This window comes from Pseudomonas sp. S07E 245, from assembly GCF_019599025.1.
Classification (GTDB): Bacteria; Pseudomonadota; Gammaproteobacteria; order Pseudomonadales; family Pseudomonadaceae; genus Aquipseudomonas; species Aquipseudomonas shirazensis.
Window position 1 is genome coordinate 4314504 of the sequence record NZ_CP080625.1, and the last position, 18239, is coordinate 4332742.

Here is an 18239-nt window from a genome sequence, read left to right on the forward strand (position 1 = left end):
CGCCCTCAGAGCACCGGTGATATCAGCCGAGCGATACGCATCCCAAGCTGTTGCAGGCGATGGGTATCGCGGCTGTCCTCGGCAGTGATTTCCTTGGCGTGGGAGAAGTCCTCCTGCAACATCGCCTCGACCTGATCGGCAAACGCCCGGTCAACGGTCAGCAGGGTGATTTCGAAATTCAGCCTGAACGAGCGGTTGTCCAGGTTGGCGCTGCCAATGGCGCTGACCTCATCGTCAACCAGCACCACCTTCTGATGCAGGAAGCCTGGCTGGTAGCGGAACATGCGTACGCCGGCGCGCACCGCTTCGAAGGCAAACAGGCTGGAAGCAGCGTAGACCACGCGGTGGTCCGGTCGCGCCGGAATCAGCACGCGCACGTCCACGCCGCGCATAACAGCCAGGCGCAATGCGGCAAACACGGCTTCGTCGGGGATGAAGTAGGGCGTGGTTATCCACACCCGGTGCACCGCCGAATGGATAGCCTCGACGAAGAACAGCGAGCAGGTTTCCTGGGGATCAGCCGGGCCGCTCGCCAGCAGCTGGCAGAGCACGCCGTTGTCCGGGTAGTTGTCCTGCAGAATCAGCGGCGACAGCTCGCGCGTTGCCCAGTACCAGTCCTCGGCAAATGACTCCTGCAGGCAGGCCACGGCCGGGCCGTTGATCTGTACATGAGTATCGCGCCAAGGGGACAGCTGCGGGTTGCCGCCCAGGTATTCATCGCCGACGTTATGCCCACCGATAAAGCCGACTTCACCATCGGCCACGACGATCTTGCGGTGGTTGCGGAAGTTGACCTGAAAGCGGTTGAACCAGCCGCCACGGGTGGCGAAAGCCTTTACTTGCACACCGCCATCGCGCAGCGCCTTCACGTAGCTGGCAGGCAGCGCGTGGCTGCCGATGCGGTCGTAGAGGACGAAAACCTGCACACCCTCGCCAGCCTTGCGCAATAGCAACTGCTGTAGCTCGCGGCCGATGATGTCGTCGTGGATGATGAAAAACTGGACCAGCACCGCTTGCCGCGCTTTGTCGATCGCAGCAAAGATCGCGTCAAAGGTAGCCCGGCCATTGATCAGCAGCTTGACCTGGTTGTTCGCCAGGCACGGCATGCGACCCAGCTTGGGCATGGCGCGCAGGGCCTTGTAACTGTCCGACTCGCGCGCCGCCAATGCTTCTTCAACCCATGGCCGCCAGTTCAGGTTGGCCATCGCCACATGCATTTCCTGGTTGGCCTGACGGCGCGCCTTGATATAGGCGTTGAACGAGCGGGCGCCGAAGACTAGATAAGGGATCAATGCCAGATATGGGATGAACAGCAATGGCATCGCCCAAGCAATTGCGCCCTGGGCAGTGCGCACGGTGAGCACGGCATGCAGAGCAGCTACCATCCCCAATAAATGAGTGAAGCCAATCACGTAACCGAAGAAATAGGGGCTGTGGTAATCCATGTGCATCCTGCTTGCTGAGAACACTACTGATAACAGACCACGGGTCTAGTGTAGCGTGCAACCGACTGACAAATTTGACGTCTAAGCTGAGTCCGGCCAGTTGCCCGGTTATGCCAAGGAGCATTTATTGATGAACATCCGCCTGCCCCTGTTCGCCCTGGTCGTGGGTCTGACCAGCCCGTTGGTCCACGCACAAATGCTCCAGCCTGGGCTGTGGGAGCTGACCACCAGCGACATGCAGGTCGATGGCAAAGCGCTGCCCGACATGGGCTTCATGCTTGGTCAGCTGAAGAACCTGCCGCCTGAGCAACGGGCGATGATGGAAGGCGTGCTGGCTAAGCAAGGTATTACCGTTGGTGGCAATGGCGTGCGCTCGTGCCTGACACCGGAGCAGGTCAAGACCGACGATATTCCGCTGCAGGACCCCAAGTCCGGCTGCACCCAGAAGATCACTGACCGCACCGGCAAGGTCTGGAAGTTTGAATTCAGCTGCCCGAAAGCGCAGGGTCAGGGTGAAGCGACGTTCCTCAGTGACCGCGAATTCACCACCAAGGTCAACGGCACCTTCAATGCCTCGGGTGTGGAACAGAAGGGCAGCATGAATACCCGCGCGCTGTGGCTGGGTAGCGACTGTGGCACGGTCAAGCCACGGGTGGGCGGCTAAGCGCTATTGTTGCAACCGGCTGCCCCAGCAGCCGGTTGCTGTTTCACCAGCGCCATTCGCTGACGGCTACCGCATCGTGCGCATGCAGGCTCTCTGCGTGCTCGACCTTTACGCTGAATCCATTTGCCCAAGGCAGCGCCTGCATCGCTACATGCAGGCGGCGGGCAGCATCTTCGCAGAACATCAGGTTCTGCCCATTGGCTAAAGCAAAGGCCTGCTCATCGGCGCGCTTCACTGCTGTCTGCACCGCGGTGCCCAGCGCTGCCTCCGTGCTATCTATCAACACTCTGAAAGGCATTGTGTCGTCGCTCGTGGCTAACCTCACCTTGATGTGTGCTTCGCTGCGCTGGCTGTGCGGTGTGGCGACGATGCCTTCACTGCTGCCGAGCCAGGCCAGCACTGCCTCTTGCTGCAGTTCCACACCAGCGAAATCATCCAGGAACTGCTGCTGAATGAGCTGACGCGCCAGCGCAGCGGAACATGGGCATGTCGAGGAATAGGCAATCCGCACAAATAGTTCCACGTGGAACATTTCGTTTTTGATCGACGCATCAACGGTTACTGGATAGCTCTTCCAGCCGGCTAGCGAGCTGATCAACGCAGGTCGATTGACCAGATAATCAAAACTCAGACTGCAATGAGCGGCCGTAGACAGGCCTTCGTGGGTGTCGAGGAACTCGCTGAGCAGGCGGCGCAAGACAAGAGGCGACAGTTCGTCCTGCTCAAGGCTTTGCAATGCCAGGTACAAGCGCGACATGTGGATACCGCGCGAGCGTCCATCAACCAGATTGACGCCTGCGCTGGCGCGAGCACTCACCCGGTGCCCCTCGATGGTCACGGGCAGCGCGATGCCTTGCATGCCGACCCAATCCAGCGGCAGGGCCTGTGCGTCCATCTGTGCAGCAATATCGGGCAGGATCATAGGTGGCTTCCGGGAGAGATTATTCGCAGGACGGGTTGGCCAAATTGTATTGTTATAATATAACATTAAGCAAATGCATCGTTTTGAATGCGTTCGCCTGATGAGGTTTGCCATGTCCACCCGTCTCCCCGTCACCGTGCTGTCTGGCTTTCTTGGCGCAGGCAAAAGCACCTTGCTCAATCATGTGCTGCGCAACCGCGATAACCTGCGCGTCGCCGTCATCGTCAACGACATGAGCGAAATCAACATCGATGCCAGCGAAGTACAGCGCAACGTCAGCCTCAACCGCGCCGAGGAAAAACTGATCGAGATGAGCAACGGTTGCATCTGCTGCACCCTGCGCGAAGACCTGCTCGAAGAAGTGGCCCGGCTGGCCGAGGACGGCCGCTTCGATTACCTGCTGATCGAGTCGACCGGCATCTCCGAACCGCTACCCGTCGCCGAGACCTTCACCTTCCGCGATGAACAAGGTCGGAGCCTGTCTGACCTGGCCCGGCTCGACACCATGGTGACCGTGGTCGACGGGTTGAATTTTCTGCGCGACTACCAGGCCGCAGATACCTTGGCCAGCCGCGGTGAGACGCTGGGCGAAGACGATGAGCGTTCGATCAGTGACCTACTGATCGAGCAGATCGAGTTCGCCGATGTGCTGCTGCTGAGCAAGATCGACCTGATCGGCCAGGACCAGCGCAACGAGCTGATGGCGATCCTGCGTAGCCTCAATGCCCGCGCGCAAATCGTGCCGATGGTGATGGGCCAAGTGCCGCTGGCGCAGATTCTCGACACCGGGCTGTTCGACTTCGAGCAGGCAGCGCAGGCACCCGGCTGGCTGCAGGAGCTGCGCGGCGAGCACGTACCAGAGACCGAGGAATACGGCATCGCCGCAAGTTCCTGGCAGGCGCGTCGGCCACTGCACCCGCAGCGGTTCTTCGACTTTATCCACACGCCATGGACCAACGGCCGACTGCTGCGCTCGAAAGGCTTCTTCTGGCTTGCCAGCAAGTATCAGGAGGCGGGTAGTTGGTCGCAGGCGGGCGGCATGATGCGCTACAGCTATGCGGGGCGCTGGTGGTGTTTTGTGCCGGAGGACCAGTGGCCGCAGGACGACGCCAGCAAGGCTGCGATCCTGGGTCACTGGAGTGAGGAAGCCGGTGATTGCCGTCAGGAACTGGTATTCATCGGGCAGAACATCGACTTTGCACAGTTATCCACAGCGCTGGATGCGTGCCTATTAACCGATGAGGAGATGGCCGCTGGTTCTGACGCGTGGCTGAAATTTTCAGACCCGTTCGGCGCGTGGCATGAGGGTATGGCAGCGTAAAACGATGCCTGTGGATAACCTCAAGATACGCAGGCTGGCCTTGACTGCCTGAGCGGGCGGGGCATAGTGGACGCTTCCGGTTACGGGGCCGCTTTGCCTCGCTCTGCGCAGATCCATCGACATGCTCAAGAACATCCCCACCCACATTGTTGCCGGCCCTCTAGGCGCCGGCAAGACCAGCCTGATTGGCCATTTGCTTGTGCAAAGGCCTGCCAATGAGCGCTGGGCAGTGCTGGTCAACGAGTTTGGTCAGATTGGCCTGGACGCTGCGCTGTTGCACCGTGACGAAGACGGCGTTGCCATCGCTGAGGTTGCCGGTGGCTGCTTGTGCTGCGTCAATGGCGTGCCGTTTCAGGTTGGGCTGGGTCGGCTGCTGCGCAAAGCTCGCCCGGACCGGCTGTTTATCGAGCCGTCCGGCCTGGGTCATCCGTTGCAGCTGTTGCAGCAGCTAAGCCAGGCGCCTTGGGCCGGCATACTGCAGTTGCAGCCACTGATGATGGTACTGGATGCGTCAGCATTGGTCAGGGGAGAGCGCTTGGCAGAGGCGCAGCAACAAGCGCTGGCGGCAGCGGAGCTGTTGATAATCAACAAGGCCGACGCTGTGGATAACCCTCAGCGGCTGGCGATAACCGCGCAGTTATCCGGCAAACCCGCTTTCTGGACCGAACAAGGACGGCTGGCGATCGCAGAACTTTTACAGTTTTCCACAGGCCCGACCCATGCTGTGACGGCTGCGCCGTTGCCTGAGGACAACTATCTCCAGCCAGCAGCCTCATTGTGGACAAGTAGCGACAAGCCATTGTTTGCCGCTAAAAAAGGCGAAGGTGGTTGGAGCTGTGGCTGGCGCTGGCATCCATCCCAATGCTTCGAACAAGGCCGCATCGAGCATTTTCTCAGCACCACGGCCTGGCTCAGAGCCAAAGGAGTTATCCACAGCACAACTGGCTGGCAGTCGCTCAACGGGCTAGCTGACGGCGCCTTGAGTTGGCAGCGCAGCGAATGGCGCAAGGATTCACGGCTGGAGCTGATCTTCGAGCAAGAGCAGCCTATGGGTGCGCTGCAGCAGGCCATGGCCGACTGCCGTATTCAGCGCTGATCATTGCTCCAGCGGTTGTGCTCCTGGCGCCACTGCTGCATCTCGATCACGTTGTCGCTGCGCGGCGCCGGTTTGATTTCGAACGGGTAGGGCGCCAGTTCGATCTGCATGGTGTGTGCACCAAACTGTGTGACCGTACCCGGATGACGCTGCTCGCCCGTCACGGTGAACTCGAAGTTGTAGATCCGCGCCAGGCGCTTGCGGCCGTTGGCGTCGCGGACAAAGCCAATACGCTTGAGCGCTACGGCCTCGTCCAGCAGCTCCAGGTCGAGTTTGGCGCAATGCTGTTTGACCCGCTCGAGGGCTTTCTCGCGCAGCCCGTGATTATGCCACAGCCAGGCGCCGCCGCTGGCCAGCAGCATCAGGAAGAAGAGGTTCTCCAGGGTCAACATTTGCATATGCTCCAAACAGGTAGATCCAGCTTAACTGCGTCCCTGGCCTGTCGTACAGGTGGCAATCGGGTTCATACTGCGCGACGTTCTTATCTTGAAATCAGTTTTGGAAACCTCTGCATGAAACGCACGCCGCACTTGCTCGCGATCCAATCCCATGTGGTCTTCGGCCACGCCGGAAACAGCGCCGCGGTGTTTCCCATGCAGCGCATAGGCGTGAATGTCTGGCCGCTGAACACGGTGCAGTTCTCCAACCATACTCAGTATGGCCAGTGGGCCGGAGAAGTGCTTGCTCCAGCGCAAATTCCTGCGTTGGTGGAAGGCATTGCCAACATCGGCGAGCTGGGCAACTGCGATGCGGTGTTGTCCGGGTATCTGGGCAGCGCCGAGCAGGGACGGGCGATTCTGGCTGGCGTCGAGCGGATCAAGGCGGTCAACCCAAAGGCGCTGTACCTGTGCGACCCGGTCATGGGCCATGCCGAGAAGGGCTGCAGCGTGCCGGCCGAGGTCAGCGAGTTCCTTCTGCAACAGGCCGCGGCCAAGGCCGATATTCTCTGCCCTAACCAGCTTGAGCTGGACAGCTTCAGCGGACGCAAGGCGCAGTCGCTGGAAGATTGCGTGGCCATGGCGCGCGACCTGCTCGCCCGCGGGCCGCAGGTTGTGCTGGTCAAGCACCTGAGCTATCCCGGCCGCGCCGAAGATTCTTTCGAAATGCTGCTGGTAACCGGCGAAGACTGCTGGCACCTGCGCCGGCCGCTGCTGTGCTTCCCACGCCAGCCGGTTGGCGTCGGTGACCTCACCTCTGGGCTGTTCCTGGCTCGCGTGCTGCTGGGCGACAGCTGGCTGCAAGCGTTTGAATACACCGCAGCGGCTGTCCATGAGGTGCTGCTGGAAACCCAAGCCTGCGCCAGCTACGAACTGCAGCTGGTGCGAGCCCAGGATCGCATTGCCCATCCGCGGGTGCGTTTCGAAGCGCAGCGCCTGAGCGTTTAAATCGAGTCGGTTTTCAGGTCCTGGTAGCGTTTTTCCAGCTCCTGACGAATCTGCCGGCGCTGTTTTCCTTGGAGGAAGCGGCGTTTTTCTTCGCTGCTTTGCGGCAGGCGCGCCGGGACCGGGACTGGCCGGCGATTGTCATCCACCGCCACCATGGTGAAGAAGCAGCTGTTGGAGTGGCGAACGGAGCGCTCACGAATGTTCTCGGTCACCACTTTGATGCCGACTTCCATCGACGTATTGCCGGTGTAGTTGACCGATGCCATGAACGTCACCAGCTCACCGACATGCACAGGCTCGCGGAACACTACCTGATCGACCGACAGGGTCACTACATACGTCCCCGCATAACGGCTGGCGCACGCATAGGCCACCTCGTCGAGGTATTTGAGCAAGGTGCCGCCGTGTACGTTGCCGGAGAAGTTGGCCATGTCCGGAGTCATCAGGACGGTCATAGTCAGCTGGGCGTTTCCAGGTTCCATAGAGTGCTCACGGTGAGGTTGCGCTGAATCGGGGCCGGTATCTGCAGACACTTCTTGGTACCCCTGTTGAATTTCCGATCTAGATACGGGACGCCGCAGAGCGCTCCGTCGTCACGCGCATGGGCCGTCAGCGGTGTTGTGCACCACACCCGGGCAGCGGTCAGAGCTCGCATCACAAAACGTGCAGCAGCACATCAACCGATCTGTTTCTGCATATTGCGCAGACGTTTTGCGTCCGGGCGCGATGGTAACCTGAGTCGGCCCATGCAACATGGGCTTTCCCGCTTTCATCACAGTATGTACTTGCTGCCCGCTCAGGTTCGCCTCAGCGGAGGAGCGGTCTGCTCTGGCACCGTGAACAAGGAGTAGCACGCCATGCATGCCATAAGCTTCATCCAGGATCTTGCCGTAATCATGTTGGTGGCGGGCGTGGTCACCATCCTCTTTCATCGGTTGAAACAGCCGGTGGTCCTGGGTTACATCGTTGCCGGCTTTATCATCGGCCCGCACACCCCGCCATTTGGCCTCATTCACGACGAAGACACGATCAAGACCCTGGCCGAGCTTGGGGTGATCTTCCTGATGTTCTGCCTGGGCCTTGAGTTCAGCCTGCGCAAGTTGTTCAAGGTGGGTGCCACGGCATTTATCGCGGCCTTCCTGGAAATCGTCCTGATGATCTGGATCGGTTTCGAAATCGGCCGCTGGTTCGGCTGGAACACCATGGACTCGCTGTTCCTCGGCGCGATCCTGGCGATTTCCTCGACCACCATCATAGTAAAAGCCCTCAATGACCTGAAGATGAAGAACGAGCGCTTCGCGCAGCTGATCTTCGGCGTGCTGATCGTCGAGGACATCCTCGGTATCGGCATCATCGCCTTGCTCTCGGGTATCGCCGTCAGCGGCTCGGTAAGCTCTGGCGAAGTCTTCTCCACAGTCGGCAAGCTGTCGCTGTTCATGATCGTGGCGTTGGTCATCGGCATTCTGCTGGTGCCGCGGCTGCTGGCCTACGTGGCCAAGTTCGAAAGCAACGAGATGCTCCTGATCACCGTGCTGGGGCTGTGCTTCGGCTTCTGCCTGCTGGTGGTCAAGCTCGAGTACAGCATGGTCCTCGGTGCCTTCCTGATCGGTGCGATCATGGCCGAGTCGCGGCAACTGCTGAAGATCGAACGCTTGATCGAGCCGGTACGCGACATGTTCAGCGCGATCTTCTTTGTGGCCATCGGCCTGATGATCGACCCGCAGGTGCTGGTCGACTACGCCTGGCCGATTGTGGTGATCACCTTTGCCGTGGTGCTGGGCAAGATGCTCTCGTGCGGCATGGGTGCGTTCATTGCCGGCAACGATGGGCGTACCTCGCTGCGGGTCGGCATGGGCCTGTCGCAGATTGGCGAGTTCTCGTTCATCATCGCCGCGCTGGGCATGACCTTGCAGGTCACCAGCGACTTCCTCTATCCGGTGGCGGTAGCGGTCTCGGCGATTACTACCTTGCTTACGCCGTATCTGATTCGGGCGGCTGATCCGCTGTCGATCAAGCTCGGCCAGATCATGCCCAGCCGGCTGTCGCGGGTGCTGTCGCTGTATGGCGAATGGCTGCGCAGCATTCAGCCGCAAGGTGAGGGCGCCATGCTCGCGGCGATGATCCGGCGCATCCTGCTGCAGGTTGGGGTCAACCTGGCGTTGGTGATCGCGATCTTCTTTACCGGGGGCTACTTTGCCGAGCGGATCGGCCTGTGGCTGAGCGAGTGGCTGGGCGATGTCAGCCAGCAGAAGGCGCTGATCTGGGGCGCCGCGCTGTTGCTGTCGCTGCCGTTCCTGATTGCGGCGTACCGCAAGCTCAAGGCACTGTCGATGCTGTTGGCGGAGATGGGGGTCAAGCCAGAGATGGCCGGGCGGCATACGCAGCGGGTCCGGCGGGTGATCGCCGAGGTTATCCCGTTGTTGTCACTGCTGGTGATCTTCCTGCTGCTGTCGGCGTTGTCGGCGAGTATCTTGCCGACCAACGAGCTGCTGCTGGTGATCGTGGTGGTTGCTGCGGTGGTTGTCGCGGTGCTGTGGCGTTGGTTCATCCGCGTGCACACGCGGATGCAGATCGCTCTGCTCGAAACCCTGGAAAACAACCGCGATCAGGCCCACTGACATTCAACGCAATCGCGGTGCAGAGTGCGCCGCGATTGCGTTGAGCCGGATCAGCTTTCCAGCCAGACGTCGCGCGCCCAGTGCCAGACCGATTCCCAGCTTTCTTCGGTGACCAGCTCTTCTTCGCCCGACCACAGCACCACGGTGCCGTCTTCTTCGACGCAGTAGTAGTTCTCGCCATCCTGACAGATCGGGATCAGCTCGCGTGGTACGCCGGCATCCCAGGCGTTGGCAGCAACTTCCGGCAGATAGGTGTGTGACTGTGGGTCGGTGACGGTGACCGGCTCCAGGCTGCCGTAGATCACATCGCTGACTGTCAGCAGATATTCCTTGAATACGAACGGAATATTGATGAACAGCTGCTCCTCGACTTCGACCAACTGATCTTCGTCAGGAAGCTCCAGGGGCACCGGCACCGGCTCATTGGCTTCACGCAGTTGTTCGATCACTTCTTCCACGGTTCACATCCTCTCGCTTGATGACAACGCTGCGGGTTATACCCTAGTAGGGCGCTCTGGCAAAAGCAAAAACCCCGGGCAAGCCCGGGGTTTTTTATGCAGCAAGCCTGGATCAGCCGTTTTGGCGGATACCGGCGACCAGCCAAGGCTGGTTGTCGCCTTGGGCGCGCTCCATGTGCCAGCTTTCGCTGAACGCCTCGCCCTGGTCGAAACGCGAGGTTTTCGACACACCGCTGAAGGTCAGGGTGGCGATAGTCTTGTCGGCGCGATCTTCGACACCGTCCAACTGTACTTCGAGGTTGTCGATGTAGGTGGACTGGAAGCCATCACCCAGATCAGCGCGCTCGCGCTTGAGGAACGCAAGCAGTTGCGGGGTCACGAACTCGGAGATCTTGTCCATCTCGTTGGCGTCCCAGTGCTGCTGCAGCGTCTGGAAGTGGCTGCGCGCGGCATTCAGGAAGCTTTGCTCGTTGAACCAGGCGGGTGCGTTGATCGCAGGTGCGGCAGCAACAGGTGCTGCAGAACCACCGAAGATCGACGGCTGCGCTGCTTGCTGGTTGTAAGCCTCACGCTGGAACGGTGCATGGCCGGCAGCAGCAACTTGTGGTTGTTGCTTGCGGCGACGCGCAGCGATGAAGCGGAACACCAGGAAGGCGATCAGGCCCATGATCAGGAAGTCCATGATCTGCATGCCCTGGAAACCGTCACCCATGAACATGGAGGCCAGCAGACCACCGGCGGCCAGGCCAGCGAGTGGGCCCAACCAGCGCGAAGCACCGCTGGCGGCGGCCGGCGCACGACCTGCAGCATTTGGTGCGGCAGCTGGAGTGTTTGGCGTAGCCTGGCGAGTCTGGTGCATAGGCGCGGCGCCCGAGCTCTTGCCGCCGCCGAAGCGTTTGGCATTGGCGTCCAGGCTCAGCGTCAGGCCGAGGCACAGCGCCAGGGCGATGCTAAGAAAACGTTGCATAAGTGGGATATCCCCTGATTGTGGATTGCACGCGCGTCATGTTGCACATGTTGTAGCAGACATGACCAGCAGCATAATGTTTCGAGCTTTTGCCTGAACGGTCATTCAGCAACCGCTCAGGCATCCGCGTTGGCTTAGATGGCCTCGAGCTTGGCGTAACCAAGCATCAGCCACTTGCTGCCCTCGGCGAAATTCACCTGCACCCGTGCCTGGGCGCCAGAGCCCTCGAAGTTGAGGATCACGCCCTCACCAAACACCGAGTGCTGCACGCGCTGGCCAAGGTTGAACGAGGTCTGCGGGATGTTGGCATTGGCAAAGATACTGCTGGCCGGCGCCTGCGAGCCGCCGAACGGGCGGCTGACCGAGTTCGACAGGCGCACTTCCTGCACCAGCCCAGCGGGGATTTCGCGGACGAAGCGCGAGACCTTGTTGTAGGTCTCGCTGCCATATAGACGACGCGTCTCGGCGTAGGTCATGAACAGCTGGCGCATGGCCCGGGTGATGCCGACATATGCCAGACGGCGCTCTTCGGCCAGGCGGCCAGGTTCTTCCAGGCTCATCTTGTGCGGGAACAGGCCTTCTTCCAGGCCGACCAGGAACACGTAGGGGAATTCCAGGCCCTTGGCGCTGTGCAGGGTCATCAATTGCACGCTGTCTTCGTGTTCATCAGCCTGCGACTCACCGGCTTCCAGCGAGGCGTGGCCGAGGAAGGCCGACAGCGGCGACAGGTCGGCGTCTTCGTCGCTGCTTTCGAAGTTACGCGCAGCGCTGACCAGTTCCTCAAGGTTTTCTACCCGTGCCTGGCCCTTTTCACCTTTTTCTTCCTGGTGATAGATGATCAGCCCGGACTGCTCGATGACGGTCTGGGTCAGGACGTGCAGTGGCATTTCGACGGCTTTGGCCGCCAGCCCTTCGATCAACTCGATAAAGGCACCCAGCGCACTCGCGGCGCGGCCTTTGAGGCCTTTGGCGGCGATCAGCTGGCACATCGCTTCCCACATCGACAGCTGCGCATGGCGAGCGTGGTCGCGGATCGCTTCAACCGTCTTTTCGCCGATGCCACGCGGTGGCACGTTGATCACCCGCTCCAGCGCAGCGTCGTTGCCACGGCCCTCGAGCAGGCGCAGGTAGGCCATGGCGTTCTTGATTTCGGCACGCTCGAAGAAGCGTTGGCCGCCGTAGATCCGGTAAGGGATGCGTTCGCGCAGCAGGGCCTCTTCAAGCACCCGCGATTGGGCGTTGGAGCGATAGAGGATGGCGATGTCGCTGCGCGCGTGGCCTTGCTTGATCACGCTCTCGATCGACTCGACTACATAACGTGCCTCGTCGTGCTCGTTGTAGGCGGCGTACAAGGTCAGCGGCTCGCCTTCACCGACATCGGTCCACAGCTCTTTGCCGAGACGGTCGGTGTTGTTGGCGATCAGGGCGTTGGCGGCCTTGAGGATGCCGCCGGTGGAGCGGTAGTTCTGCTCCAGGCGGATCATCTCGGCGTCGGGGAAGTCTTCGGTGTACTGATGGATGTTCTCGATCTTGGCACCGCGCCAGCCGTAGATCGACTGGTCGTCGTCGCCCACCGCCATCAGGCTGTCGCCGCCTTTGGCGAGCAGGCGCAACCAGGCGTACTGCACGGCGTTGGTGTCCTGGAACTCATCCACCAACAGGTGGCGGAAGCGCCGCTGGTAGTGCTCGAGCAGCCCCGGGTTGTCGCGCCACAGGTCCAGCGCACGCAGCAGCAGTTCGGAGAAGTCGATCACGCCGGCGCGTTCGCAAGCTTGCTCGTAAGCTTCATAGACGCTGCGCATGGTCGCCAGGAACAGATCGCCGCCCGCTTGAATGTGCTGCGGGCGCAGGCCTTCATCCTTTTGCCCGTTGATGAACCACTGGGCCTGGCGCACCGGCCAGCGCTGCTCATCCAGGCCCAGCTCGCGCATCACCCGTTTGACCAGGCGCTGCTGGTCATCGCTGTCGAGAATCTGGAAGTTCTGCGCCAGCTTGGCTTCCTGCCAGTGTGCCCGCAACAAGCGGTGGGCCAGGCCGTGGAAGGTACCCACCCACATGCCGGCGGGGCTGATCCCCATCAGTTGCTCGATCCGCTGGCGCATTTCGGCGGCAGCCTTGTTGGTGAAGGTCACCGACAGGATCGAGTGCGGCGAGGCCTGTTCGACCTGGATCAACCAGGCGATACGGTGCACCAGCACGCGGGTTTTACCGGAACCGGCGCCAGCAAGCACCAGTTGACGCCCGACCTTGGCCGCTACGGCCTGGCGTTGGGCATCGTTGAGGGAATTCAGCAGGAGGGAGAGGTCGTCTGTGCGCATCCGGCCATTCTAGGTTGCTGTGGGGGGAGGGGGCAAATCTCTACTGTATAAATATTCACCTCGGGCGCCAGCCGTTCATCGGTTCTGTGATGTCAATCCGCCGGTAACGGCAGTGGATGACATAGAGCAGTTTGGCCTGCGCCTTCGCTTGTGTAAGATCCGGGCAACTTTTTGTCGCCAGCCAATAACAAGAAAATGACATGACTCAGGATTGCACGGCGGTCGGCGTATTGCCGCAGATGTCGAGGAATGTGCGCAGGCAATTCGCCACTCAGCTTTCCATCGAGCGCACCCGGCTGCTGTATCAAGGCTCGCTGCTGCCTACACTATTGATGCTGTTCAACGGCCTGCTCTGCGCGTGGCTGCTGTGGAGCCCTGGACGCTATCTGCTGCTGGGCACCTGGCTGATCTGGTTGCTGGCGCTGGCGGGGCTGCGCCTGGTGCAGGTCACCGCGTTCGACGCCGCACCGACCCAGCGCCAGGCCAGCCTGAGCTGGCGGCGGATGTTTCTGCTGGGCTCGGCGTTCAGTGGCCTGACCCTGGCCAGCGCAGCGATTGCCCTGGTGCCGGTGGCCAATTTCGTCCAGCAGGCCTGGGTGTTCGGCTTGCTTGGGGTAGCGGCGTTGTCTGCCAGCGTGTCCTATGCCGTCAGCCTGCCGGCGTTTCTCAGTTTCGCCTTGCCCTGCCTGCTGCCGCCGATTGCCTTCCTGTTCTACTTCGACGCCGGCCAGCAACGCGGCTGGGGTTGGTTGGGGCTGATTCTGCTGGGGGCGCTGATGGTGGTCGCCTGGCAGGTCCATCGATTGGTCGATCGCAGCCTGTTACGGCGCTTTCAGAATCAGGCGCTGAACGAAGACCTGCAGCGCATCTACGCGCAAAAGGCGCTTGAAGAACAGCAACGCTTGGCGTCGTCTGTATTTGAAGCCTGCAACGACGGTATCGTGGTGCTCACGGCCGACTTCACCTTGCTTGCCGTCAACCAGGCCTACTGCCAGATGACCGGCTACTCCATTGCCGAGCTGCTCGCCCGCCAGTTGCTCGAGCTGCCCTGCAGCAGCGACGCCCGACGTTATCAGCAGTCCATGGAGCATGCCCTGGCCCAGCACGGCCAATGGCAGGGCGAGCTGGTCGAAGCCCGCCGCAATGGCGAGTTGTATCCGCAGTGGCTGCAACTCACAGCCGTGCGCGGAGCGTCTGGCAAGCTCAACAATATCGTCGGCTTTTTCACCGATCTGTCGGCGCGGCGCGCGTCTGAAGAGCGGCTGCGCTACCTCGCTCACTATGACGAGCTGACCGGCCTGGCCAACCGGGCGCTGTTCCGTTTGCGCGTACATGAGGCCGGCCAGCGCGCGCGGCTGAACGGGCGCAGCCTGGCCTTGCTGCACATCGACGTTGATCGCTTCAAATTGCTCAATGAAAGCCTCGGCCACGAGCTGGCCGACCAGTTGCTGAAAAAGATCGCCCAGCGGATCGCCAATGCCGTGCCCGAAGCCGACACCGTGGCGCGCCTGTCGGGCGACGAGTTTGCCGTGCTGTTCGACGGCTACAGCAACCTGTCCAGCCTCGTCCGGGTGACCACCCGCTTGCTCGACAAGCTGCGCGTGCCGTTGCGCCAGGATGATCATGAGGTGGTGATCAGTGCCTCGGTGGGCATCAGCCTGTTGTCTGACGCGGCGTTCGATGGCAATACCCTGATCAGCCAGGCGGACATGGCCAAGCGTCACGCCAAGCACCTGGGCGGTGACAACTTCCAGTTCTACACCGAGAGCCTTCGCGCCAGCACCCTGGAGCGCCTGCAGCTTGAGATTCAGCTGCGCAAGGCCATCGATGAGGGTCAGCTGTGCGTCTATTACCAACCCAAACTGTGCCTGCGCAGCGGCAAGCTGCATGCGGCCGAGGCATTGGTGCGGTGGCAGCATCCGCAACTGGGCATGGTCCCGCCCAGCGCGTTCATTGGCCTGGCCGAAGAAACCGGGTTGATCGCGCCGATGGGCGAGTTCGTTCTGCGCCAGGCCTGCCGGCAGGCGTGCCAGTGGCTACGTGAGGGCGTGCAGGTTCGCGTCTCGGTCAACCTGTCGGTCTATCAGCTGCGCCAAGGCAAGCTGGTCAGCCTGGTGCGCCAGGTATTGGAAGAAACCGGGCTGGCGCCAGAGCAACTGGAGCTTGAGCTGACTGAGAGCCAGCTGCTGGATAGCGTCGAGCACATCATCGCCATCTTCGAGCAGCTGCATGCGCTGGGGGTCAAACTGGCGATCGATGACTTCGGCACGGGCTATTCATCACTGAGTTACCTGAAGCGCTTGCCGGTGGACTACGTGAAGATCGATCAGACCTTCATCAGCGGGCTGCACGAGGGCAGTCAGGACGCCGCGATCACCCGTGCGATCATCGTCATGGCCAATAGTCTCGGTTTGAAGGTCGTGGCCGAGGGTGTCGAGACCCAGGAGCAACTGGACGTGCTCACAGCCCAGGGTTGTGATGAGGCGCAAGGCTATCTGATCAGCAAGCCGGTGGATGCGGCAGCCTTTATAGGGTTGCTGAGCAACCCGGCCGCCGCCAAGGCTTAGCTGTACCAGTGCCTGCCGTGGCGGCTGAGCAAGCTGTTGGCCAGCTCTGGCCCATTGCTGCCGGCATGGTATGGCCGCGGCGTCTGGAAGTGCTCTTCCCAACCCTGCAGGATCGGGTCGATCCAGGCCCAGGCGGCTTCGACCTCATCGCGGCGCATGAATAGCGTCGAGTCGCCGTCGAGCACGTCCAGCAGCAAGCGCTCGTAAGCTTCCCAGCGGCGGGTCTGGCCAAACGCCTGAGCGAGGTTGAGGTTCAGCTCGACCGGCTCCAGACGCATGCCTTTGCCCGGGGTCTTGGTCATCATGCGCAGGCTGATGCGCTCATCGGGCTGGAGCTGGATCAGCAATTGATTGACCTGACCGCCGCTGAACAGCTCGTGCGGCACCGGCTTGAACTGGATGACGATCTGCGACGAGCGCCGCGCCATGCGCTTGCCGGTGCGCAGGTAGAACGGCACCCCGGCCCAACGCCAGTTGTCGATCTGCGCCTGAACGGCGACGAAGGTCTCGGTATCGCTGTCGTTGTCGACGTCTTTCTCGAAATAGTAGGCCGGCACTTCCTGGCCGCCGATATGCCCGGCGCTGTACTGGCCGCGCACGGTCTTGTCCTGCACGTCCTGGCCGCTGATGGGCTTGAGCGCGCGCAGAATCTTCACCTTCTCGTCGCGCACGGCCTCGGCCTCGAACTGCGCCGGCGGCTCCATGGCGACCAGGCAGAGCAACTGCAGCAGGTGGTTCTGCAGCATGTCGCGGGTGGCGCCGGCCCGGTCGTAGTAGCCGCCGCGGCTCTCGACACCGAGGGTTTCACACACGCTGATCTGCACATGATCGACCTGGCCATTGCGCCACACCGGCTCCAGCAGGGCATTGGCAAAGCGCAGCGCCATCAGGTTCTGCACGGTCTCTTTGCCCAGGTAGTGATCGATGCGAAACACCTGCGATTCGGCGAACACTTCACCGATGGCCTGGTTGATCGCGGTAGCCGACTGCAGCGAGTGGCCGATGGGTTTTTCCAGCACGATGCGCGCTTCGTGGTCGGCCAACCCGGCGATGCGCAGGTGGGTGGCGATCGGTACGAACAGGTGCGGCGCGGTGGCCAGATAGAACACTCGGGTCAGCCCGCCAGGCTCGCCCAGATAGCGTGCCAGGCGACCGAAGTCAGCACTCTGCGAGGCGTCCATGGCGAAGTAGTCGAGCCGCGCGCAGAAGCGTCGCCACACCTCTTCTTCGAAGTCGTTGCGGGCGATCTGCACCCGGCAATGGCGTTCTGCGAGTTTGAGGAAGTCGTCGCGGTGCAGGTTGCGCCGTGCCAGCGCGATGATCCGTACGGCATTGTGCAGGCGCGCCTCGCGGTACAGGTGATAGAGCGCCGGCAGCAGTTTGTGCAGGGCCAGATCACCGGTGCCGCCAAAGACCAGAATGTCGCAAGGAATCGTCAAGCCACCACTCTCCACGTTCGTTTAACTGGGCGCTTTGCCGGTCATGTAGTATAACTACAAGAAAGCTACATCCCCGGCCAGTCGATCATAACCGAGTCCAGCCCGTGAATCTGTTGCACCATATCGCCCAATCGCGCCACTTGCTGCGTAAATCGGAACTGAAAGTAGCGGACCATGTGCTGCAGGACCCCGCTGCCGTCATGCACAGCTCGATGGCCGACCTTGCCCACAACGTCGGTATCAGCGAGCCGACCATAGTGAGGTTTTGCCGGGCGATTGGCTGTTCAGGGTTTCAGGATCTGAAGCTGAAACTGGCGCAGAGCCTGGCTGCTGGCGCCAGTTTTGGTCAGTTCGCGATCCACGAAGACGACTCGGTTGCCGACTACAGCCTGAAGATTTTCGACACCACCCTGCATACCCTGATGGAGGTGCGCGAGCAGCTCGATCCGGAGGCCTTGCAGCGTGCTGTGGCAGCCATGGCCCAGGCCCAGCGGGTTGAGTTCTACGGCTTTGGTGCATCTGGCGCGGTCGCGGCCGACGCCCAGCACAAGTTCTTCCGCCTGCTGCTCAGCGCGGCGGCGTATTCCGACCCGCACATGCAGGCGATGTCGGCGGTAACCCTCAAGCCCGGTGACGTGGCGGTGTGCATCTCGCAGTCAGGGCGCTCCAAGGACTTGCTGATCACGGCCAATCTGGTCCGTGAGAGCGGCGCCAACCTGATCACCCTGTGCCCAAGCCAGACACCGTTGGCCGAGTTATCCACAGTCAATCTGGCCATCGACGTGCACGAAGACACCGAGATCTACACCCCGCTGACCTCGCGGATTGCCCACCTGGTGGTGATCGACGTGCTGGCCATGGGCGTGGCCATGGCGCGCGGGCCGAGCCTGGTCAACCACCTCAAGAGCGTCAAGCGCAGCTTGCGCAGCCTGCGCCTGTCGCCCAAGTCGATCAAGGCCATGGACGACTGACCATAAAAGTTAATCGAGCTGTCACCTCACGGTAAACCAGCTCGGTCAGTCTGAAGCTCCCCGCACTC

The 18239-nt window shown here is 61.3% G+C and carries 15 protein-coding genes; 7 read left to right on the top strand and 8 right to left on the bottom strand.

Annotation, left to right across the window (positions count from 1 at the left end):
- Positions 1-5 precede the first annotated feature (5 nt).
- Positions 6-1445 (bottom strand): cardiolipin synthase, encoded by a 1440-nt coding sequence (gene cls, locus K3F44_RS19865; RefSeq protein ID WP_150570332.1) that lies wholly within the window; start codon positions 1443-1445, stop codon positions 6-8.
- 130 nt (positions 1446-1575) lie between these two features.
- Between cls and K3F44_RS19870 the strand changes: the two genes are divergently transcribed.
- Positions 1576-2109, top strand: coding sequence for a DUF3617 domain-containing protein (locus tag K3F44_RS19870; protein WP_101322810.1), 534 nt, complete (start codon positions 1576-1578; stop codon positions 2107-2109).
- A gap of 43 nt (positions 2110-2152) precedes the next feature.
- On the opposite strand, the gene folE2 is transcribed toward K3F44_RS19870, so the two are convergent.
- Positions 2153-3031 (bottom strand): GTP cyclohydrolase FolE2, encoded by an 879-nt coding sequence (gene folE2 / locus K3F44_RS19875; RefSeq protein ID WP_150570333.1) that lies wholly within the window; start codon positions 3029-3031, stop codon positions 2153-2155.
- Between the two features lie 112 nt (positions 3032-3143).
- Between folE2 and zigA the strand changes: the two genes are divergently transcribed.
- Both zigA and K3F44_RS19885 read left to right on the top strand, forming a co-directional pair.
- Complete coding sequence (gene zigA / locus K3F44_RS19880; protein WP_220632837.1) at positions 3144-4352, top strand: zinc metallochaperone GTPase ZigA; 1209 nt, start codon at positions 3144-3146, stop codon at positions 4350-4352.
- A 121-nt stretch (positions 4353-4473) separates the two neighbouring features.
- Positions 4474-5448: a GTP-binding protein gene (locus tag K3F44_RS19885; protein ID WP_220632838.1), complete on the top strand. Its 975-nt coding sequence runs from the start codon at positions 4474-4476 to the stop codon at positions 5446-5448.
- Here the strand turns inward: K3F44_RS19885 and K3F44_RS19890 are convergent.
- A complete protein-coding gene (locus tag K3F44_RS19890; protein WP_150570353.1) occupies positions 5439-5840 on the bottom strand; it encodes a DUF3301 domain-containing protein in 402 nt (133 codons plus the stop codon). The genes K3F44_RS19885 and K3F44_RS19890 overlap by 10 nt on opposite strands.
- 120 nt (positions 5841-5960) lie before the next feature.
- On the opposite strand from K3F44_RS19890, the gene pdxY reads away from it, so the two are divergent.
- Positions 5961-6833, top strand: a complete 873-nt coding sequence (pdxY, locus tag K3F44_RS19895) for a pyridoxal kinase PdxY (protein ID WP_220632839.1) — start codon at positions 5961-5963, stop codon at positions 6831-6833.
- On the opposite strand, the gene K3F44_RS19900 is transcribed toward pdxY, so the two are convergent.
- On the bottom strand, positions 6830-7315 hold the full coding sequence (locus K3F44_RS19900) for an acyl-CoA thioesterase (RefSeq protein WP_101322816.1): 486 nt from the start codon (positions 7313-7315) through the stop codon (positions 6830-6832). The genes pdxY and K3F44_RS19900 overlap by 4 nt on opposite strands.
- Positions 7316-7690: 375 nt before the next feature.
- Here K3F44_RS19900 and K3F44_RS19905 point away from each other — a divergent pair, with 375 nt between their 5' ends.
- A complete protein-coding gene (locus K3F44_RS19905) occupies positions 7691-9451 on the top strand; it encodes a cation:proton antiporter (protein ID WP_101322818.1) in 1761 nt (586 codons plus the stop codon).
- Positions 9452-9501: 50 nt separating this feature from the next.
- Here K3F44_RS19905 and K3F44_RS19910 read toward each other — a convergent pair whose 3' ends face one another.
- The 3 genes from K3F44_RS19910 to uvrD all read right to left on the bottom strand — a co-directional run bounded on the left by K3F44_RS19910 (position 9502) and on the right by uvrD (position 13194).
- A complete protein-coding gene (locus K3F44_RS19910; RefSeq protein ID WP_101322819.1) occupies positions 9502-9909 on the bottom strand; it encodes an SMI1/KNR4 family protein in 408 nt (135 codons plus the stop codon).
- Positions 9910-10021: 112 nt separating this feature from the next.
- A complete protein-coding gene (locus K3F44_RS19915) occupies positions 10022-10876 on the bottom strand; it encodes a Tim44 domain-containing protein (protein WP_101322820.1) in 855 nt (284 codons plus the stop codon).
- 134 nt (positions 10877-11010) lie between these two features.
- The gene (gene uvrD / locus K3F44_RS19920) at positions 11011-13194 is read right to left on the bottom strand and encodes a DNA helicase II (protein WP_101322821.1); all 2184 of its coding nucleotides are present in this window, start codon (positions 13192-13194) and stop codon (positions 11011-11013) included.
- Positions 13195-13394: 200 nt separating this feature from the next.
- Here uvrD and K3F44_RS19925 point away from each other — a divergent pair, with 200 nt between their 5' ends.
- On the top strand, positions 13395-15761 hold the full coding sequence (locus K3F44_RS19925) for a bifunctional diguanylate cyclase/phosphodiesterase (protein WP_101322822.1): 2367 nt from the start codon (positions 13395-13397) through the stop codon (positions 15759-15761).
- Here the strand turns inward: K3F44_RS19925 and zwf are convergent.
- The gene (zwf, locus tag K3F44_RS19930) at positions 15758-17200 is read right to left on the bottom strand and encodes a glucose-6-phosphate dehydrogenase (protein WP_220632840.1); all 1443 of its coding nucleotides are present in this window, start codon (positions 17198-17200) and stop codon (positions 15758-15760) included. The two genes, K3F44_RS19925 and zwf, sit on opposite strands and share 4 nt — an antisense overlap.
- A gap of 104 nt (positions 17201-17304) precedes the next feature.
- Here zwf and hexR point away from each other — a divergent pair, with 104 nt between their 5' ends.
- Positions 17305-18171: a transcriptional regulator HexR gene (gene hexR, locus K3F44_RS19935; RefSeq protein ID WP_220632841.1), complete on the top strand. Its 867-nt coding sequence runs from the start codon at positions 17305-17307 to the stop codon at positions 18169-18171.
- The last annotated feature ends 68 nt before the right edge of the window (positions 18172-18239 follow it).